At 39.5% G+C, this 13,873-nt stretch carries 13 protein-coding genes; 9 read left to right on the forward strand and 4 right to left on the reverse strand.

Features of this window, described 5'->3' with window-relative positions; all coding sequences use genetic code 11:
• Positions 1–64: 64 nt before the first annotated feature.
• The 6 genes from SOI81_RS01745 (at position 65) to astE (ending at position 7,555) form a co-directional block, all read left to right on the forward strand.
• Entirely contained in the window at positions 65–1,336 is a 1,272-nt protein-coding gene (locus SOI81_RS01745; RefSeq protein WP_032054674.1) for a Glu/Leu/Phe/Val family dehydrogenase, read from the forward strand.
• A gap of 135 nt (positions 1,337–1,471) precedes the next feature.
• Positions 1,472–2,686, forward strand: coding sequence for an aspartate aminotransferase family protein (astC, locus tag SOI81_RS01750; protein ID WP_320541156.1), 1,215 nt, complete (start codon positions 1,472–1,474; stop codon positions 2,684–2,686).
• Positions 2,687–2,704: 18 nt separating this feature from the next.
• A complete protein-coding gene (gene astA / locus SOI81_RS01755) occupies positions 2,705–3,736 on the forward strand; it encodes an arginine N-succinyltransferase (RefSeq protein ID WP_032052634.1) in 1,032 nt (343 codons plus the stop codon).
• On the forward strand, positions 3,736–5,205 hold the full coding sequence (astD, locus tag SOI81_RS01760) for a succinylglutamate-semialdehyde dehydrogenase (protein ID WP_016142930.1): 1,470 nt from the start codon (positions 3,736–3,738) through the stop codon (positions 5,203–5,205). Before astA ends, astD begins: the two co-directional genes overlap by 1 nt.
• Positions 5,206–5,224: 19 nt before the next feature.
• Positions 5,225–6,568, forward strand: a complete 1,344-nt coding sequence (astB, locus tag SOI81_RS01765) for an N-succinylarginine dihydrolase (RefSeq protein ID WP_320541157.1) — start codon at positions 5,225–5,227, stop codon at positions 6,566–6,568.
• A 12-nt stretch (positions 6,569–6,580) separates the two neighbouring features.
• The gene (astE, locus tag SOI81_RS01770; protein ID WP_320541158.1) at positions 6,581–7,555 is read left to right on the forward strand and encodes a succinylglutamate desuccinylase; all 975 of its coding nucleotides are present in this window, start codon (positions 6,581–6,583) and stop codon (positions 7,553–7,555) included.
• 60 nt (positions 7,556–7,615) lie between these two features.
• Here the strand turns inward: astE and SOI81_RS01775 are convergent, their stop codons facing one another.
• Positions 7,616–8,449 (reverse strand): hypothetical protein, encoded by an 834-nt coding sequence (locus tag SOI81_RS01775; protein WP_320541159.1) that lies wholly within the window; start codon positions 8,447–8,449, stop codon positions 7,616–7,618.
• Between the two features lie 590 nt (positions 8,450–9,039).
• On the opposite strand from SOI81_RS01775, the gene SOI81_RS01780 reads away from it, so the two are divergent.
• Together SOI81_RS01780 and SOI81_RS01785 are read left to right on the forward strand one after the other, a co-directional pair.
• Positions 9,040–9,348 (forward strand): hypothetical protein, encoded by a 309-nt coding sequence (locus SOI81_RS01780; protein ID WP_320541160.1) that lies wholly within the window; start codon positions 9,040–9,042, stop codon positions 9,346–9,348.
• Positions 9,349–9,383: 35 nt separating this feature from the next.
• Complete coding sequence (locus tag SOI81_RS01785) at positions 9,384–10,739, forward strand: S8 family peptidase (protein ID WP_320541161.1); 1,356 nt, start codon at positions 9,384–9,386, stop codon at positions 10,737–10,739.
• Between the two features lie 98 nt (positions 10,740–10,837).
• On the opposite strand, the gene SOI81_RS01790 is transcribed toward SOI81_RS01785, so the two are convergent.
• The 3 genes from SOI81_RS01790 to ilvY form a co-directional block, all read right to left on the reverse strand.
• Complete coding sequence (locus tag SOI81_RS01790; RefSeq protein WP_239975656.1) at positions 10,838–11,269, reverse strand: hypothetical protein; 432 nt, start codon at positions 11,267–11,269, stop codon at positions 10,838–10,840.
• 96 nt (positions 11,270–11,365) lie between these two features.
• Positions 11,366–11,785, reverse strand: coding sequence for a hypothetical protein (locus tag SOI81_RS01795; RefSeq protein ID WP_239975657.1), 420 nt, complete (start codon positions 11,783–11,785; stop codon positions 11,366–11,368).
• Positions 11,786–11,932: 147 nt separating this feature from the next.
• On the reverse strand, positions 11,933–12,799 hold the full coding sequence (gene ilvY / locus SOI81_RS01800; protein WP_320149576.1) for a LysR family transcriptional regulator: 867 nt from the start codon (positions 12,797–12,799) through the stop codon (positions 11,933–11,935).
• A 108-nt stretch (positions 12,800–12,907) separates the two neighbouring features.
• Between ilvY and ydfC the strand changes: the two genes are divergently transcribed.
• The gene (ydfC, locus tag SOI81_RS01805) at positions 12,908–13,810 is read left to right on the forward strand and encodes a DMT family transporter (RefSeq protein ID WP_320541162.1); all 903 of its coding nucleotides are present in this window, start codon (positions 12,908–12,910) and stop codon (positions 13,808–13,810) included.
• The last annotated feature ends 63 nt before the right edge of the window (positions 13,811–13,873 follow it).

Here is a 13,873-nt window from a genome sequence, read left to right on the forward strand (position 1 = left end):
TTGCTGAATAATAAAGACTGCAGATTTATCAATTCTGAGTCTATGAAGGTATATAGGAAAAAAGATGTCAGATCTTTCATACGTAAACGAACACAGCGATGCATGGCAAACTTACTTGGCACAAATTGACCGTGTTGCTCCGTACTTAGACCACTTAGCCGAGTTTATCGACACTTTAAAACGTCCAAAACGTGCACTTATTGTAGACGTGCCAATCGTGATGGATGACGGATCTATTCAGCACTTTGAAGGCTACCGTGTACAACACAACTTGTCTCGTGGTCCTGGTAAAGGTGGTGTTCGTTATCATCCAAATGTTGACTTGAATGAAGTGATGGCGTTGTCTGCATGGATGACAATTAAAACTGCTGTTTTGAACTTGCCATTTGGCGGTGCGAAAGGTGGTATTCGTGTTGATCCACGTAAATTGTCTAATCGTGAATTAGAGCGTTTGACTCGTCGTTATACGACTGAAATTGGTCACATTATCGGGCCTCAAAAAGATATCCCTGCTCCAGACGTTGGTACAAATGCCAATATCATGGGTTGGATGATGGATACTTATTCTACAAGCCAAGGTTACACAGTAACAGGTGTTGTAACTGGTAAACCAGTTCACTTAGGTGGTTCTTTAGGTCGTGTAAAAGCGACTGGTCGTGGCGTATTTGTTACAGGCCGTGAAGTAGCTGCGAAAATCAATTTACCAATTGAAGGTGCGAAAATCGCTATTCAAGGTTTTGGTAACGTAGGTAGTGAAGCAGCTTTCTTATTTGTTGAATCAAAAGCTAAAGTTACACACGTTCAAGACCACACGGGCACAATTTTCAATGCTGATGGTATTGATCTTGAAGCATTACGTGATCACGTAAATGCAAACCAAGGTGTTGGTGGCTTTGCTGGTGCTCAATCAATTGCTGACGAAGATTTCTGGACAGCTGAAGTTGACATTATTGTTCCTGCTGCATTGGAAGGCCAAATCACTGTTGAACGTGCGCAAAAACTTAAAGCTAAGTTGATTTTAGAAGGCGCAAACGGCCCGACTTATCCTAAAGCTGAAGACGTTTTAGTTGAGCGTGGCATTGTTGTCGTTCCTGACGTTGTATGTAACGCCGGCGGTGTAACTGTAAGTTACTTCGAATGGGTCCAAGACATGGCGAGCTACTTCTGGACTGAAGAAGAAATCAATGAGCGTTTAGACAAATTGATGGTTCAAGCTATGGACGACGTTTGGAATACAGCAAACAGCAACGCTTGTACTTTACGTACAGCAGCTTACATCTTGGCATGTGAGCGTATCTTAAAAGCTCGTAAAGAGCGCGGTATTTTCCCAGGCTAATCTGCGGAAATTACTTTAGAAAAAGTGGTTTGAGCAAATATAAAGGATGTTATAGGGTTTATTTGCTCACTCCCTTTTTCTCAATGATTCAAATTTAAGTATTATCGAATATATTAAATAAATACTGAGGTAAGCATGGAACAGCCAATTTCTGTAACTCGAAGCAACTTTAACGACTGGATGGTTCCAGTTTTTGCACCGGCAAATTTCATTCCGGTACGTGGTGAAGGTTCACGTATTTGGGATCAAGAAAATAAAGAATATATCGATTTTGCAGGCGGGATTGCAGTAAACGCATTAGGTCATGCGCATCCAGTGGCAGTAAATGCTTTAACAGAACAAGCAACAAAACTTTGGCACGTTGGTAACGGTTATACCAATGAACCTGTTCTACGTCTTGCAAAACAACTCACCGAAAACACTTTTGCAGATAAAGTATTCTTCTGTAACTCAGGTGCAGAAGCGAACGAGGCTGCATTAAAATTGGCTCGTAAAGTTGGTTTAGACAGTGGTGTAGCTGGCAAAAGTGGCATCGTTGCATTTAACAATGCGTTCCACGGTCGTACCTTATTTACCGTTTCGGCAGGTGGTCAACCTAAATATTCACAAGACTTTGCACCACTCCCAAATGGCATCAACCATGTTGCCTTTAATGATTTAGAAGCTGCAAAAGCAGTAATTAATGAGCAAACATGTGCTGTTATTGTTGAGCCAATCCAAGGTGAAGGCGGCGTTATTCCTGCTGACATTGAATTTTTAAAAGGTTTGCGTGCACTGTGTGATGAGTTCGGTGCCTTACTGATTTTTGATGAAGTACAAACGGGTGTTGGCCGTACTGGTGCACTTTATGCCTACATGAACTCTGGTGTTATTCCAGATGTGTTAACCACTGCAAAAGCATTGGGCGGCGGTTTTCCAGTCGGTGCAATGTTAACAACCGATAAGTTTGCCCCACATTTTTCAGTAGGTACACATGGCACGACTTATGGTGGTAACCCGCTAGCAAGTGCGGTTGCGGGTGCAGTATTTGAATTTATTAATACGCCTGAAGTACTTGAAGGGGTAAAGCACCGCCATCAATATTTCCTTGACGCATTAAATAAATTAAATGCTGAGCATCAGATTTTTGAAGAAATTCGTGGCCAAGGTTTACTGATTGGTTGTGAATTAAAAGCTGAATATGCAGGGAAAGCTAAAGATATTACGACTTGGGCGGGTGAAGAAGGTTTACTTGCTTTAATTGCAGGCCCGAATGTAGTTCGTTTTACACCGTCTCTGATTATTCCTGAACAAGATATTGATGAAGGGATTGCTCGTTTAAAAAGAGCATTGGCAAAGTTGGCTAAATAAGAAAAAGGAAAGCTAGCCATGATGATCGTCCGTCATGCCGAGTTTCGAGACCTTGAAGATATTTATAAATTAGCGGGTAAGTCGGGTGTAGGCCTGACTTCCTTGCCACAAAATATGGATACACTTTCGGCTCGAATTTCACGTACTCGCAATACTTTAAATGGCAATGTCCATAAAAGTGAACAAGGCTATCTGTTTGTTCTTGAAGATACAGAAGCACAACGTGTTATTGGATTAAGTGCAATTGAAGTCGCTGTAGGGCTCATTGAACCTTGGTACAACTTTCATGTTGGTACTCAGGTGCACGCTTCAAAAGCATTAAATGTTTATAAGTCACTACCTACTTTATTTTTAAGTAATGACCGAACAGGTAGTAGCGAACTCTGTACATTATTTTTAGACCCAGAGCGTCGTGAAAATCAAAACGGTAAATTCTTATCGAAAATCCGTTTTATGTTTATTGCTGCCTTTAAACAATATTTCGAGAAAAAATTAATTGCTGAAATGCGTGGTTTCTCAGACGAAAATGGATGTTCTCCATTTTGGGATGCGATTGGTCACCATTTCTTTAATATGGATTTCTCAACAGCAGACTATTTGAGTGGAATCGGGCAGAAAGTATTTATTGCAGAGCTTATGCCACGTTTTCCGGTCTATGTAGATCTCTTGCCAAAAGATGCGCAAGAGGTGATTGGAAAAATGCATCCACAAACATTGCCTGCTTATCATGTGCTTGAGTCGGAAGGCTTACGTTATCAAGGATATGTCGATATTTTTGATGCGGGACCAACCATTGAAGCCAATATTGATGAGTTGCGTGCAGTAAAAGAAAGTCAATTATTAAACGTCAAAATTACAAGTGAAGCTGTGGTCGGTAAGACCCAATATCTCATTGCTAATGATAATTATCATGACTATAAGGCAATGTTGTTGAAGCTTGATCTTGTTGATAACACTATAAATTTAACGCATGAACAAGCTGAAAAACTCGGTGTACAAGAAGGTCACGTTGTTCGTGTGTTATCACTAAATCCAATGGAAGTATCCTGATGTCAAACTCTTTATTTATTAACGGTGTATGGTTACAAGGCAACGGCACAACATTTGAAAAGACAAATCCAGTTGATAACCAAACTGTATGGTCAGGTGCTGAAGCAACTGCTGCTGATGTAGAGCAAGCGTGTCAGGCAGCGCGTACTGCATTTCCAGCATGGGCACGTTTACCACTTGCAGAGCGTGTAGCAATTGTTGAAAAATTTGCGGCTTTGCTTGAAGAAAATAAAAAGCATTTAGCAGAGGTCATTAGCCAAGAAACCAGCAAGCCATTTTGGGAAACCTTAACTGAAGTTCAGTCAATGATTGGTAAGGTTGCGATTTCAATTCGTGCTTATCATCAGCGTACAGGCGAAAGCTCAACTGAAATGGCCGATGGTGTAGCCTCTTTACGTCACCGTCCGCATGGTGTACTTGCAGTTTTTGGTCCATATAACTTCCCGGGTCATTTACCAAATGGGCATATTGTTCCTGCCTTGTTGGCTGGTAACACAGTTGTATTTAAACCAAGTGAATTAACACCTTGGACTGCTGAAGAAACTGTAAAACTTTGGCAGCAAGCTGGCCTACCAAATGGTGTGATGAACTTAGTTCAAGGTGGTCGTACCACGGGCGAAGCATTAGCTGCCTCACATGAAATTGATGGTTTATTGTTTACCGGAAGTGCAAACACCGGTTACCACTTGCATAAACAAATGGCAGGTGCACCCGAAAAAATTCTTGCGCTTGAAATGGGCGGCAATAATGCATTGATTATTGATGAAATTGTTGATGTCGATGCAGTAGTGAATCTTGCTATTCAATCTGCTTTTGTTTCGGCAGGTCAGCGTTGTACATGTGCACGTCGCATCTTGGTGAAAAATGGTGCTGAAGGTGATGCATTTATTCAACGTTTTGTTGAAGTTGCTAAAAACCTAAAAGTTGGTCGTTGGAATGATGAACAACAACCATTTATGGGTGGCGTTATCTCGTCGGTTGCTGCAACAAACATGATGAATGCTCAACAAAAGTTACTTGAACTTGGTGCAAAAAGTTTATTACCAATGACGCGTCCACAACAAGACAGCTCATTACTCACTCCGGGTATTGTTGATGTTACAGGTGTGAAAGATATTCCGGATGAAGAATATTTTGGTCCGCTTACGACAATTCAACGTTATGACAACTTTGAAGAAGCATTAAAAATTGCTAACGCAACTCGTTTTGGCTTGTCGGTTGGTTTGGTTTCTCCAAAGCGTGAACTGTTTGATGACTTACTCATTGAAGCGCGTGCAGGTATTGTGAATTGGAATAAGCCATTAACTGGTGCTTCAAGTGCTGCACCATTTGGTGGTGTAGGGGCTTCAGGTAATCACCGCGCGAGTGCTTTTTACGCTGCTGACTATTGTGCTTGGCCGATGGCATCACTTGAAAGTGACAGCTTAACCTTGCCAGAAAAATTATCTCCAGGGATTGTGTTGCCTTAAACACTAGGGAAAGAAAAAAATGAAAGGATATGAAGTAAATTTCGATGGTTTAGTGGGGCCAACGCATCACTATGCGGGGTTGTCTTTTGGTAATGAAGCATCGACGAAAAACCGTAATAATACCTCGAATCCAAAATTAGCAGCTAAACAAGGTCTGCTAAAGATGAAAGCCTTAGCTGACATGGGAATGAAACAAGGTGTGCTTGTCCCGCATGAGCGCCCACATGTTCCAATGTTACGTCGTTTAGGTTTTACGGGAGATGACATTAGTGTTATTGCTCAAGCAATGCGTCATTCACCAGAACTATTATCATCTTTAAGCTCAGCTTCACCGATGTGGACTGCAAATGCGGCAACTGTTTCACCTTCGGCAGATAGCCAAGACGAACGCGTGCATTTTACCGCAGCAAATCTGAACAATAAGTTTCACCGTTCAATTGAAGCCGAAACTACAAGCCAAGTTTTACAAGCGATCTTTAAAAATGAACGTCACTTTGTTCATCATGAGGCTTTGCCACAAGTGGCTTTGTTTGGTGATGAAGGAGCAGCAAATCACAATCGTTTAGGTGGTGATTATGCTAAGCGCGGTGTTCAAGTTTTTGTTTATGGCCAGCAACATTTAAATAATGGCTTACCGGGACCAAAACGCTATCCAGCTCGTCAGACACGTGAGGCGAGTGAAGCAATTGCACGTTTGCACCGTTTGGATGATACACATACAGTTTTTGTTCAGCAAAATCCGGATGTAATTGATCAGGGTGTATTCCATAACGATGTGATCGCGGTAAGTAACCAACAGGTTTTATTCCATCATCAACATGCATTCTTAAATCAAGATCAGGCTTTTGCTGAAATTCGTCAAAAAATGGCAAGTATCGGTGAAGATTTTATCTCGATTGAAGTTCCTGAAAACCGTGTTACGGTTGACGATGCTGTAGCGACCTATTTATTTAATAGCCAGATTTTGACTCGTCCAGATGGTGGAATGACTATTGTTGTACCAGAAGAGTCTCGTCAAAATGCAGCAGTGTGGGGCTATTTGAACGATATGATTCAAATGGGTACACCAATTGATGCTATTCAGGTATATGACTTACGTGAAAGTATGCGTAATGGTGGTGGTCCGGCTTGCTTACGTTTACGTGTAGCTTTAAACGAAACTGAGTTAAATGCTGTAAATCCAAAAGTACTAATGAATGATCAATTGTTTGCCACACTCAATCAATGGGTAGATAAACATTATCGTGATCGTTTAGCACAAGAAGATTTAGCTGATCCGCATTTGTTAATGGAAAGCCGTATGGCGCTCGACGAACTGACCAAAATTTTAGGTTTGGGTTCGGTTTATCCTTTCCAAAAATAGTGAGGAGGTGACATGCAGGATTTTCTAGCATTAACCTTACAAGGTGAGCAGCCTAAAACCCGCGAAGGAAAACAAGATAATTTTTCTTGGCGTTGGTTGGGTGAAGGACTTCTTGAATGTACGCCAAACGCACAGTACGACAAAGCCGTCGTACTGTCAGCTGGAGTACATGGTAATGAAACAGCACCAATTGAATTGTTATCTCATCTTTGCACAGATTTATTTGCAGGACGTTTAAACCTTGCTGTGAGGTTGCTGTTTGTATTGGGTAACCCCTATGCAATGCGTCAAGGCAAACGCTATGTGCATGATGATGTAAATCGAATGTTTTGTGGTGGATATAAAAATCTACCCGTGACTGAAGAATCAAAGCGTGCTGAGGTTTTAGAGCAAGTTGTCACGACTTTCTTTCAGGAAAGCTCAAGTGAGGCTAAACGCTATCACTATGATTTGCACACTGCAATTCGTGCTTCTTTATTGCCTACTTTTGCTTTATTTCCATACCAAACGCATGCTTATGATGCAGGTTTGAAAGCGAGCCTTGAAGCAGCTGATTTAGATGCTTTGGTTTATCACAATGCGGTCGGTAAAACATTTACACATTTTACCAGTGAAAATTTTAAAGCTGCGAGTGCAACTTTAGAGTTAGGCAAGGCCTTGCCATTTGGACAAAATGACCTGAGTCAGTTTGCTGCAATTGACGAAGTCATTCGTAATGTAGTTTCTGAACAAGCATTACCACCACGCAATAAAACAAAAATTCGGATCTTTAATGTATCGGATTCTTTAATTAAAAAAGATGAAGATTTTCAGATGAATTTATCGGCTGAGGCCCCAAATTTTTCAACTTTTACCAAGGGTGAAATCATTGCGACTCAGCCTTCTGGTAATTATGTGGTTGAGCAAGATCAGGTCTGGATTTTATTTCCAAATCCAAATGTGAAGCTTGGTTTGCGTGCGGGTTTAGTTTTAACTGAAATAAACTGAATCATTGATTTTAGAGAAATAAAAAAGGGCAATTGATTGCCCTTTTTTATTTGTAAGAAATTAGTTAGTACCGAAAAGGCCTTTAATCCAAGATTTCTTTTCAGCTTTTTGAGTAGAAGTTTCAGCACCAGCATTTACATTTGCGTTTGCATTAATTCCAACAGGAGCAACGTTTACGCCAACATTTACACCAGTTTGAGCATTAATAGCATGTGCTGGTTGAGCTGCATTTAACTGTGCTTGAGCACCAGCTTTAGTGTCAGCTACAAATTCTTTTTGGTCAGCTTGGTTTTGAGCTACACGAGTTTTTACTGCATCTACGTGCGCTTGGGCATTAGCTTGTTTTTCAGCAGTAAATTCTTTTTGGTCAGCTTGTTTTTCAGCAACTTTAGTTTTTACAGCATCAACACGTGCTTTAGTATCAGCTTTAGCTTCAACTGCTAGATTTTTAGTACCGTTTACAGCTTTAGTTGCTACGTCTTTAGTACCTGTTACTGCCTCGGTAGCAAAATGCTTAGTACCATTTGCAGCTTTAGTCGCTACATTTTTAGTACCTGTTGCAGCTTCGGTAGCAAAGTTTTTAGTACCTGTCGCAGCTTCAGTAGCTAAGTGTTTTGTACCATTTGCAGCTTTAGAAGAAAGTTCAGTCACTTTTCCTGTTGTTTTTTTAGTTGCTTTAACTGTAGTGTCAGCAGCGACATGGCCCGCATGCTTTGCTGTGCTGCCTACAGTGTGTGCAGTATTTTTGACTGTATTGGCTACGCCACTAACAAGACCACCCGGTTGTACATTTACTTGAGCAGAAGCACCTGCATTAACGCCCGCACTTTGTGCAAAAATAGAGGCAGAAGCAAGAACACTTGCAGTAACGATAGCTGTTTTCATCATTTTCATTGCGATATCCTTCAAAGAATATACCCTTTAGTGAGGTATTTCATAAACGCAATCGCATCATAGCTAAGGAAATAGGAGCTTGGGAACTCACTTCATCAAAACGTTACAACAGTGTTACATTGAGTAAACAGACTAGGGATAAATTGTGAAGATTAATAAAAATTAATAATAAAGTGAAAAAGAACATTTATTTTTTAGTTATTCTAATTAAGCTGGCCCTATTTCCCTCTTACGGCTTTTTAACTCCCATCTCCTAAATTTTTTATCATTATTCATAAGCTATTTGCCTATATCTCTAGATGTGATGTAGTTCTCATTATTTATTAGAGGAAACGGCATGCTAATTGCTTATTATGAGAATAGGGTGCTTTTTCAGCACTTTTTTGAACCATATTCTGCCAGAAATATAAATGTACAGGGCAGAACTGTATTTTTGCTTATTCGGGAAAAGGTAATTTAGCTTTTCTCATGTTTATATATTTCATGAAATGTAAATTTCACATGAAATATATCTAAAGAAATAGCACTTTATTTCGAATAATCAAAAATAAAAATAGATGTCTATAAACAAAAAAACAGAGATCTTACAGATGAAAATTATTGCTTCCCTTCTTGTATTAGTCGGCTTAATCGCCGTTGTTTTCTACTTTAAACCCACAAGCGGTGCAGCTGATGTGTTCAATTCTGCTTTACATGAGTCGAATTCACCACAGCCAAATACATTGTCTTTTCTTTCAAAACTTAAGGAGCCTACCCAACCTAAAAATCTATCTCAACATTCAACTCATTCTCAATCGGTAGCAGTTAATACCGTTCCTTTATATGACACGAAAAGTGATCTTTCTATTCAACCGATTGATCCAGAAAAAGATCCAGCAAATGAAATAAAAGCGAAATAAGCAAATTTTTAGTTGAAAAACTACGGAGAAAAATAATGCAAAGTAAAACGTTATTTCTATTAGGTCTATGTACGATTTTAAGTACAACAGCATCCGCTCTTCCTTTAGATTCTAAAGGTGCTAAGCAGCGATTAAATCAAGCAGCAAAACAAAAAGTATTTCAGGGCAAAATCGATTTGGATGCCTTAGTCAATAATGATTCGAATGATTTAATTGTTGAATACAATATTCCTTCGGCGAGTGTGCCTTCCGGTCTAGAACGGCGTAGTTATATTGCTACAAATAAAAAGAATATTCAGGCAAGGTTTAACCGTGCTGGTGGTGTTCAAGTACTTCGGGACTACAATAATTTGCCTTTAGCTTTTTATCGGATTAGTAACCGCGAAGCTTTGGTCTCTTTGCTCAATGATCCGAATGTTAAAGCGGTTTATCCAAATCGTATTAATCAAACCACGACCAATGAAAGTTTACCTTTAATTAATCAACCACAAGTAAATACTAATGGTTTCACTGGTGAAGGCTCGAGTGTGGCAGTGATTGATACAGGGGTGAATTATCTACATTCAGATTTTGGGTGTACGGCAGTGAACACACCATCCAATACTTGTCGAGTTGTTTATTCATTTGATAGTGCACCAGATGATGGCACTTTAGATGATGATGGGCATGGGAGTAATGTTTCAGGCATTGTGTCTAAGGTTGCCACCAAGACCAAAATTATAGGCATTGATGTTTTTAGAAAGGTCAGATCCCAAGGTAAATGGGTAAGCACGGCTTATGATAGTGATATTCTCGCGGGGATTAACTGGGCTGTAAATAATGCACAAACCTACAATATTAAAGCAGTTAACTTAAGCCTTGGCGTGCCAGGTGTTAAATATACCTCGGAGTGTAGCGATAGCAGTTATGGAACGGCATTTGCCAATGCACGAGCTGCTGGTGTGGTTCCGGTTGTAGCTTCAGGTAATGATGCATTTTCAGATGGAATTTCATCTCCTGCCTGTGTTGCTGGTGCCGTAAGAGTGGGGGCTGTTTATGATAGTAATATTGGTGGTGTGTCATGGGGGAATCCGGTGAAATGTTCTGACCCGACAACAGCAGCAGACAAAGTGGCGTGCTTTAGTAATGGCGGTAGCCTTGTGACTTTGTTGGCACCGGGAGCAATGATTACGGCAGGTGGCTACACCATGGGTGGTACATCTCAAGCGACACCACATGTGGCAGGTGCGATTGCTTTATTACGAGCGAATAGTGTGAGTCCAACAGAAAGTATTGATCAAACCATCAGCCGTTTAAAAACGACAGGTAAGCCAATTACTGACTCAAGAACGGGCTTGGTTTTCCCGCGTATTGATTTACTGGCAGCAACAAATGGTTTAACCATTAATTAAATCGCTTATTTATAATTTTAAATTAAGTCCAAGAAATTTTTAAATAGCTATAACCCGTTGCGAAGGGCAGCTTTTGCAACGGGCTTTTTATGAAAAAGTTAATGACACTTTGCTAAATTTGCAGGATTGAAGTTGCTTTGGAGTTTTTTGAAATTATTCTGAATTTCTGGATCTTGAATATTAAAAGTGGTTGAGCTTTTGGTTGTAGAGTTTGTTGCCTGATTTAATATGCCTGATTCATCAGGGTATTGTTGAGTGAACGATGTAGCTGAAATTAGGCCTTTATCGTTAAATATCCAGTGTTCAGTCACATGTCCACCACCTAAATATCCCGTAAACTCAATCATGCAAGCTTGCTTATCTTGTTTAATAAGTTTAGCTACATTACCTGTAGTTGATGGATAAGCTTCAATATTCGTATCTTGCTCTAAAACTTGTGCCTGAGAATAAGGAGAGATAGGTGCTGAAGTTGCACATGCAGTTAATGCCAAGCAGCATAGGGTGGAAAAGAGTAGTTTGTGACTATTCATAAGGCAGATTCCTAGCTTTTTATAGTGGATGATCATTAGTTCTAGATGAATATATGTATTTATAAAAGCGCGAATTTATCGCGCTGTCCAAGCAAATTAGTTAGTTGTTGTGCTTGATTTGCTTAACTCGCCTTGCTCTATCGGAATGTTTTCACCGTTTCGACTACTGGTAATATTTTGCTTCGCCTGATCTATTTTTGTTTCGGTAAAAGCTTTTGCGGTATCTGCTTTTTGCTGAACGACTTCTGCTTTTTCAGCCGTAAACTCTTTGGTATTTTTCCACTTTTCGCTAATTTTATTTGAAGTTTTTTCAGAAGCTCCTTGAATAGAGTCTCCTAAATTTTGTATGCCTTTTCCTGTTTTATACAGTAATACACGACCTAAGCTTGGGTTGTCACCATAAGGTTGTGTTTTAGGTGTTGTTTCAACAACTTGTTGTGGCTGTGTTGTTTCTGCAAATAAGGTTGATGAAGCCAATATAGAACTTGCAACGCATAACACTTGTAAGGTTTTCATATGGATCAATCTCCCCAACCAGAATCAAAAGATGAAGAGGTGATCTTACTGTTAAAAATAAAGCTTGTACTGCAATGAGATAAAACCCATACGATTTGATTACGATAAATCATCATTTAATAGCAGTAAAACAATGAGACCCATGACTCATAAACAAAATTCAGACTTAATTAATTCTATAAACATATCTCGAGCTTTATGGTTACTCACATTTTTGTGCCAGAAAAAGTGATTTTGCATAAAGGACAGATATTCAAACTTATAACTTTGAATATGGGCTAAATTTTTATATTGCTCATAAATACTCTTAGGCACCAAAGCCACACCAGAACCTGCACTTACGCAACCAATAATGGTGGCATAGCTGGTAATGCTAGTGATGGGAAGAGAAATATTCTTAAGTTTAAGCCATTCTTCAAGGGCTGCACGGTAAGGACAGCCTTCAGTCCACATGAAGATTTCTTTGCCAATCAGGTCTTCTTGGCAATTAATTTCGCCCAAAGAGTGAGATGCAATTAAGACCATGTCTTCTTGGTAAATGCTGAGTTTATTAAGCATTGGAAAATCAATATTACCCGCGACAATCGCACCATCAAGTTTATGCTGAGAAATATCGAGTAATAGCTGTTTCCATGTGCCAGTAATAATTTGAATGGAAACTTCTGGAAAACGTTGATGGTATTTCGCTAGCAAATTAGGTAGGCGAGTCGTAGCAGAAGATTCAATAGCGCCAATTTTTAATGGACCAGAAGGAGGAGCATCTGGATGAATGCTTCGTTTTGCTTCATCACACAGCGCTAAAATTTTATGGCAATAATCGAGAAAGATTTCTCCAGATGGTGTGAGTTTTAAACTTTTCCCTTCTCGGTAAAACAACGGTGCACCCAGTTCTTCTTCGAGTTGTTTAATCCGTGTTGTGATGTTGGATGGTACGCAATGCAGTTGCATTGATGCCTTAGCCATTGTTCCGCATTCAACCACAGTTTGGAACATTTTTAACTGAGCGATATCCATGTTTTATCATTCACTTTTAATGAATATTTAGCTCAATATAAGTTAATTTTATTCAACTATCCATGCGCATATGATGAAAGTGTTCCATTCCACTAGTGCAGATTTAACATGGCAATTTCTCTTGCTGCCGAAACCCAGCCTCCAGCTTTTAAGCTCTATTTATGTATTGCTGTAACCGTTTTTTGTTGGGGCTATTCACCTATTGGTGTACATAGTGCCTTGCATTCATATACACCGCAGCATATTGCCTTGCTCCGTTTTTTGATTGCATCTTTTTTTTTACTACTTTTGGTCATAAAAAAAGGCATTCAGCCTTTAAATTGGAAGGATGTTCCTGCTCTTGCTGTATTAGGATTTTTCTCTGTAACGCTACATCATTTGCTCATAAATACAGGGCAGCAATATGTGACTGCGGTTGCATCCAGCATCTTAAGCCAATCTATTCCTTTATTTACTTTTATTATTTCAGTTTTAGTTTTTAAAGAAAAAATCAGTTTTAAACAGTGGTTATGTATTTTATTGGGACTTGGCGGCGCCGTGTTAGTGGTTAGTGGAGATCATGGTTTTGGTGTACCGAGTCCTTATAGTTTATTGATTGTTTTAGCCGCAATTGCATGGGGGCTGTACTTTAATTTATATAAAAAATTTGCCTTAAATTATGATGCATTGAGCATGATGTGCTACATCATTTGGTTCGGGACCATTCCTTTACTATTTTATAGTGCTCATTTGCCTAGTGAAATTTTACATGCTACTTGGCAAGCCAATATGTCGGTTGTTTTATTGGGTATTTTTCCAAGTGCGATGGCTTATGTACTGTGGGGATATGTACTTAAAAATATGCCATTAACGATTGCATCGAATTTTTTATATTGCTCACCGATTGTCGCGATGAGTTTAGCAGTGCTTTTCTTAAATGAAAAACCATCAATGATGGTGTTACTAGGTGGAGTAATTATTGTGGGGAGTCTGGTGTGGATGAATTGGGGTAATAGGCGCCCTATCGAATAAGCTATAGATCATTCAACGATCTTTAGATTGATACTATCAATAGAAGAAATTAAAGTGTTTGTT

The sequence above is a fragment of the Acinetobacter pittii genome (assembly GCF_034067285.1).
Lineage (GTDB): Bacteria > Pseudomonadota > Gammaproteobacteria > Pseudomonadales > Moraxellaceae > Acinetobacter > Acinetobacter pittii_E.

Bases quoted from the DNA above. Each gene is read 5' to 3' on its own strand.
- SOI81_RS01745 (WP_032054674.1), top strand. From the start codon at position 65: ATGTCAGATCTTTCATACGTAAACGAACACAGCGATGCATGGCAAACT.
- astC (WP_320541156.1), top strand. From the start codon at position 1,472: ATGGAACAGCCAATTTCTGTAACTCGAAGCAACTTTAACGACTGGATG.
- astA (WP_032052634.1), top strand. From the start codon at position 2,705: ATGATGATCGTCCGTCATGCCGAGTTTCGAGACCTTGAAGATATTTAT.
- astD (WP_016142930.1), top strand. From the start codon at position 3,736: ATGTCAAACTCTTTATTTATTAACGGTGTATGGTTACAAGGCAACGGC.
- astB (WP_320541157.1), top strand. From the start codon at position 5,225: ATGAAAGGATATGAAGTAAATTTCGATGGTTTAGTGGGGCCAACGCAT.
- astE (WP_320541158.1), top strand. From the start codon at position 6,581: ATGCAGGATTTTCTAGCATTAACCTTACAAGGTGAGCAGCCTAAAACC.
- SOI81_RS01775 (WP_320541159.1), bottom strand. From the start codon at position 8,449: ATGAAAATGATGAAAACAGCTATCGTTACTGCAAGTGTTCTTGCTTCT.
- SOI81_RS01780 (WP_320541160.1), top strand. From the start codon at position 9,040: ATGAAAATTATTGCTTCCCTTCTTGTATTAGTCGGCTTAATCGCCGTT.
- SOI81_RS01785 (WP_320541161.1), top strand. From the start codon at position 9,384: ATGCAAAGTAAAACGTTATTTCTATTAGGTCTATGTACGATTTTAAGT.
- SOI81_RS01790 (WP_239975656.1), bottom strand. From the start codon at position 11,269: ATGAATAGTCACAAACTACTCTTTTCCACCCTATGCTGCTTGGCATTA.
- SOI81_RS01795 (WP_239975657.1), bottom strand. From the start codon at position 11,785: ATGAAAACCTTACAAGTGTTATGCGTTGCAAGTTCTATATTGGCTTCA.
- ilvY (WP_320149576.1), bottom strand. From the start codon at position 12,799: ATGGATATCGCTCAGTTAAAAATGTTCCAAACTGTGGTTGAATGCGGA.
- ydfC (WP_320541162.1), top strand. From the start codon at position 12,908: ATGGCAATTTCTCTTGCTGCCGAAACCCAGCCTCCAGCTTTTAAGCTC.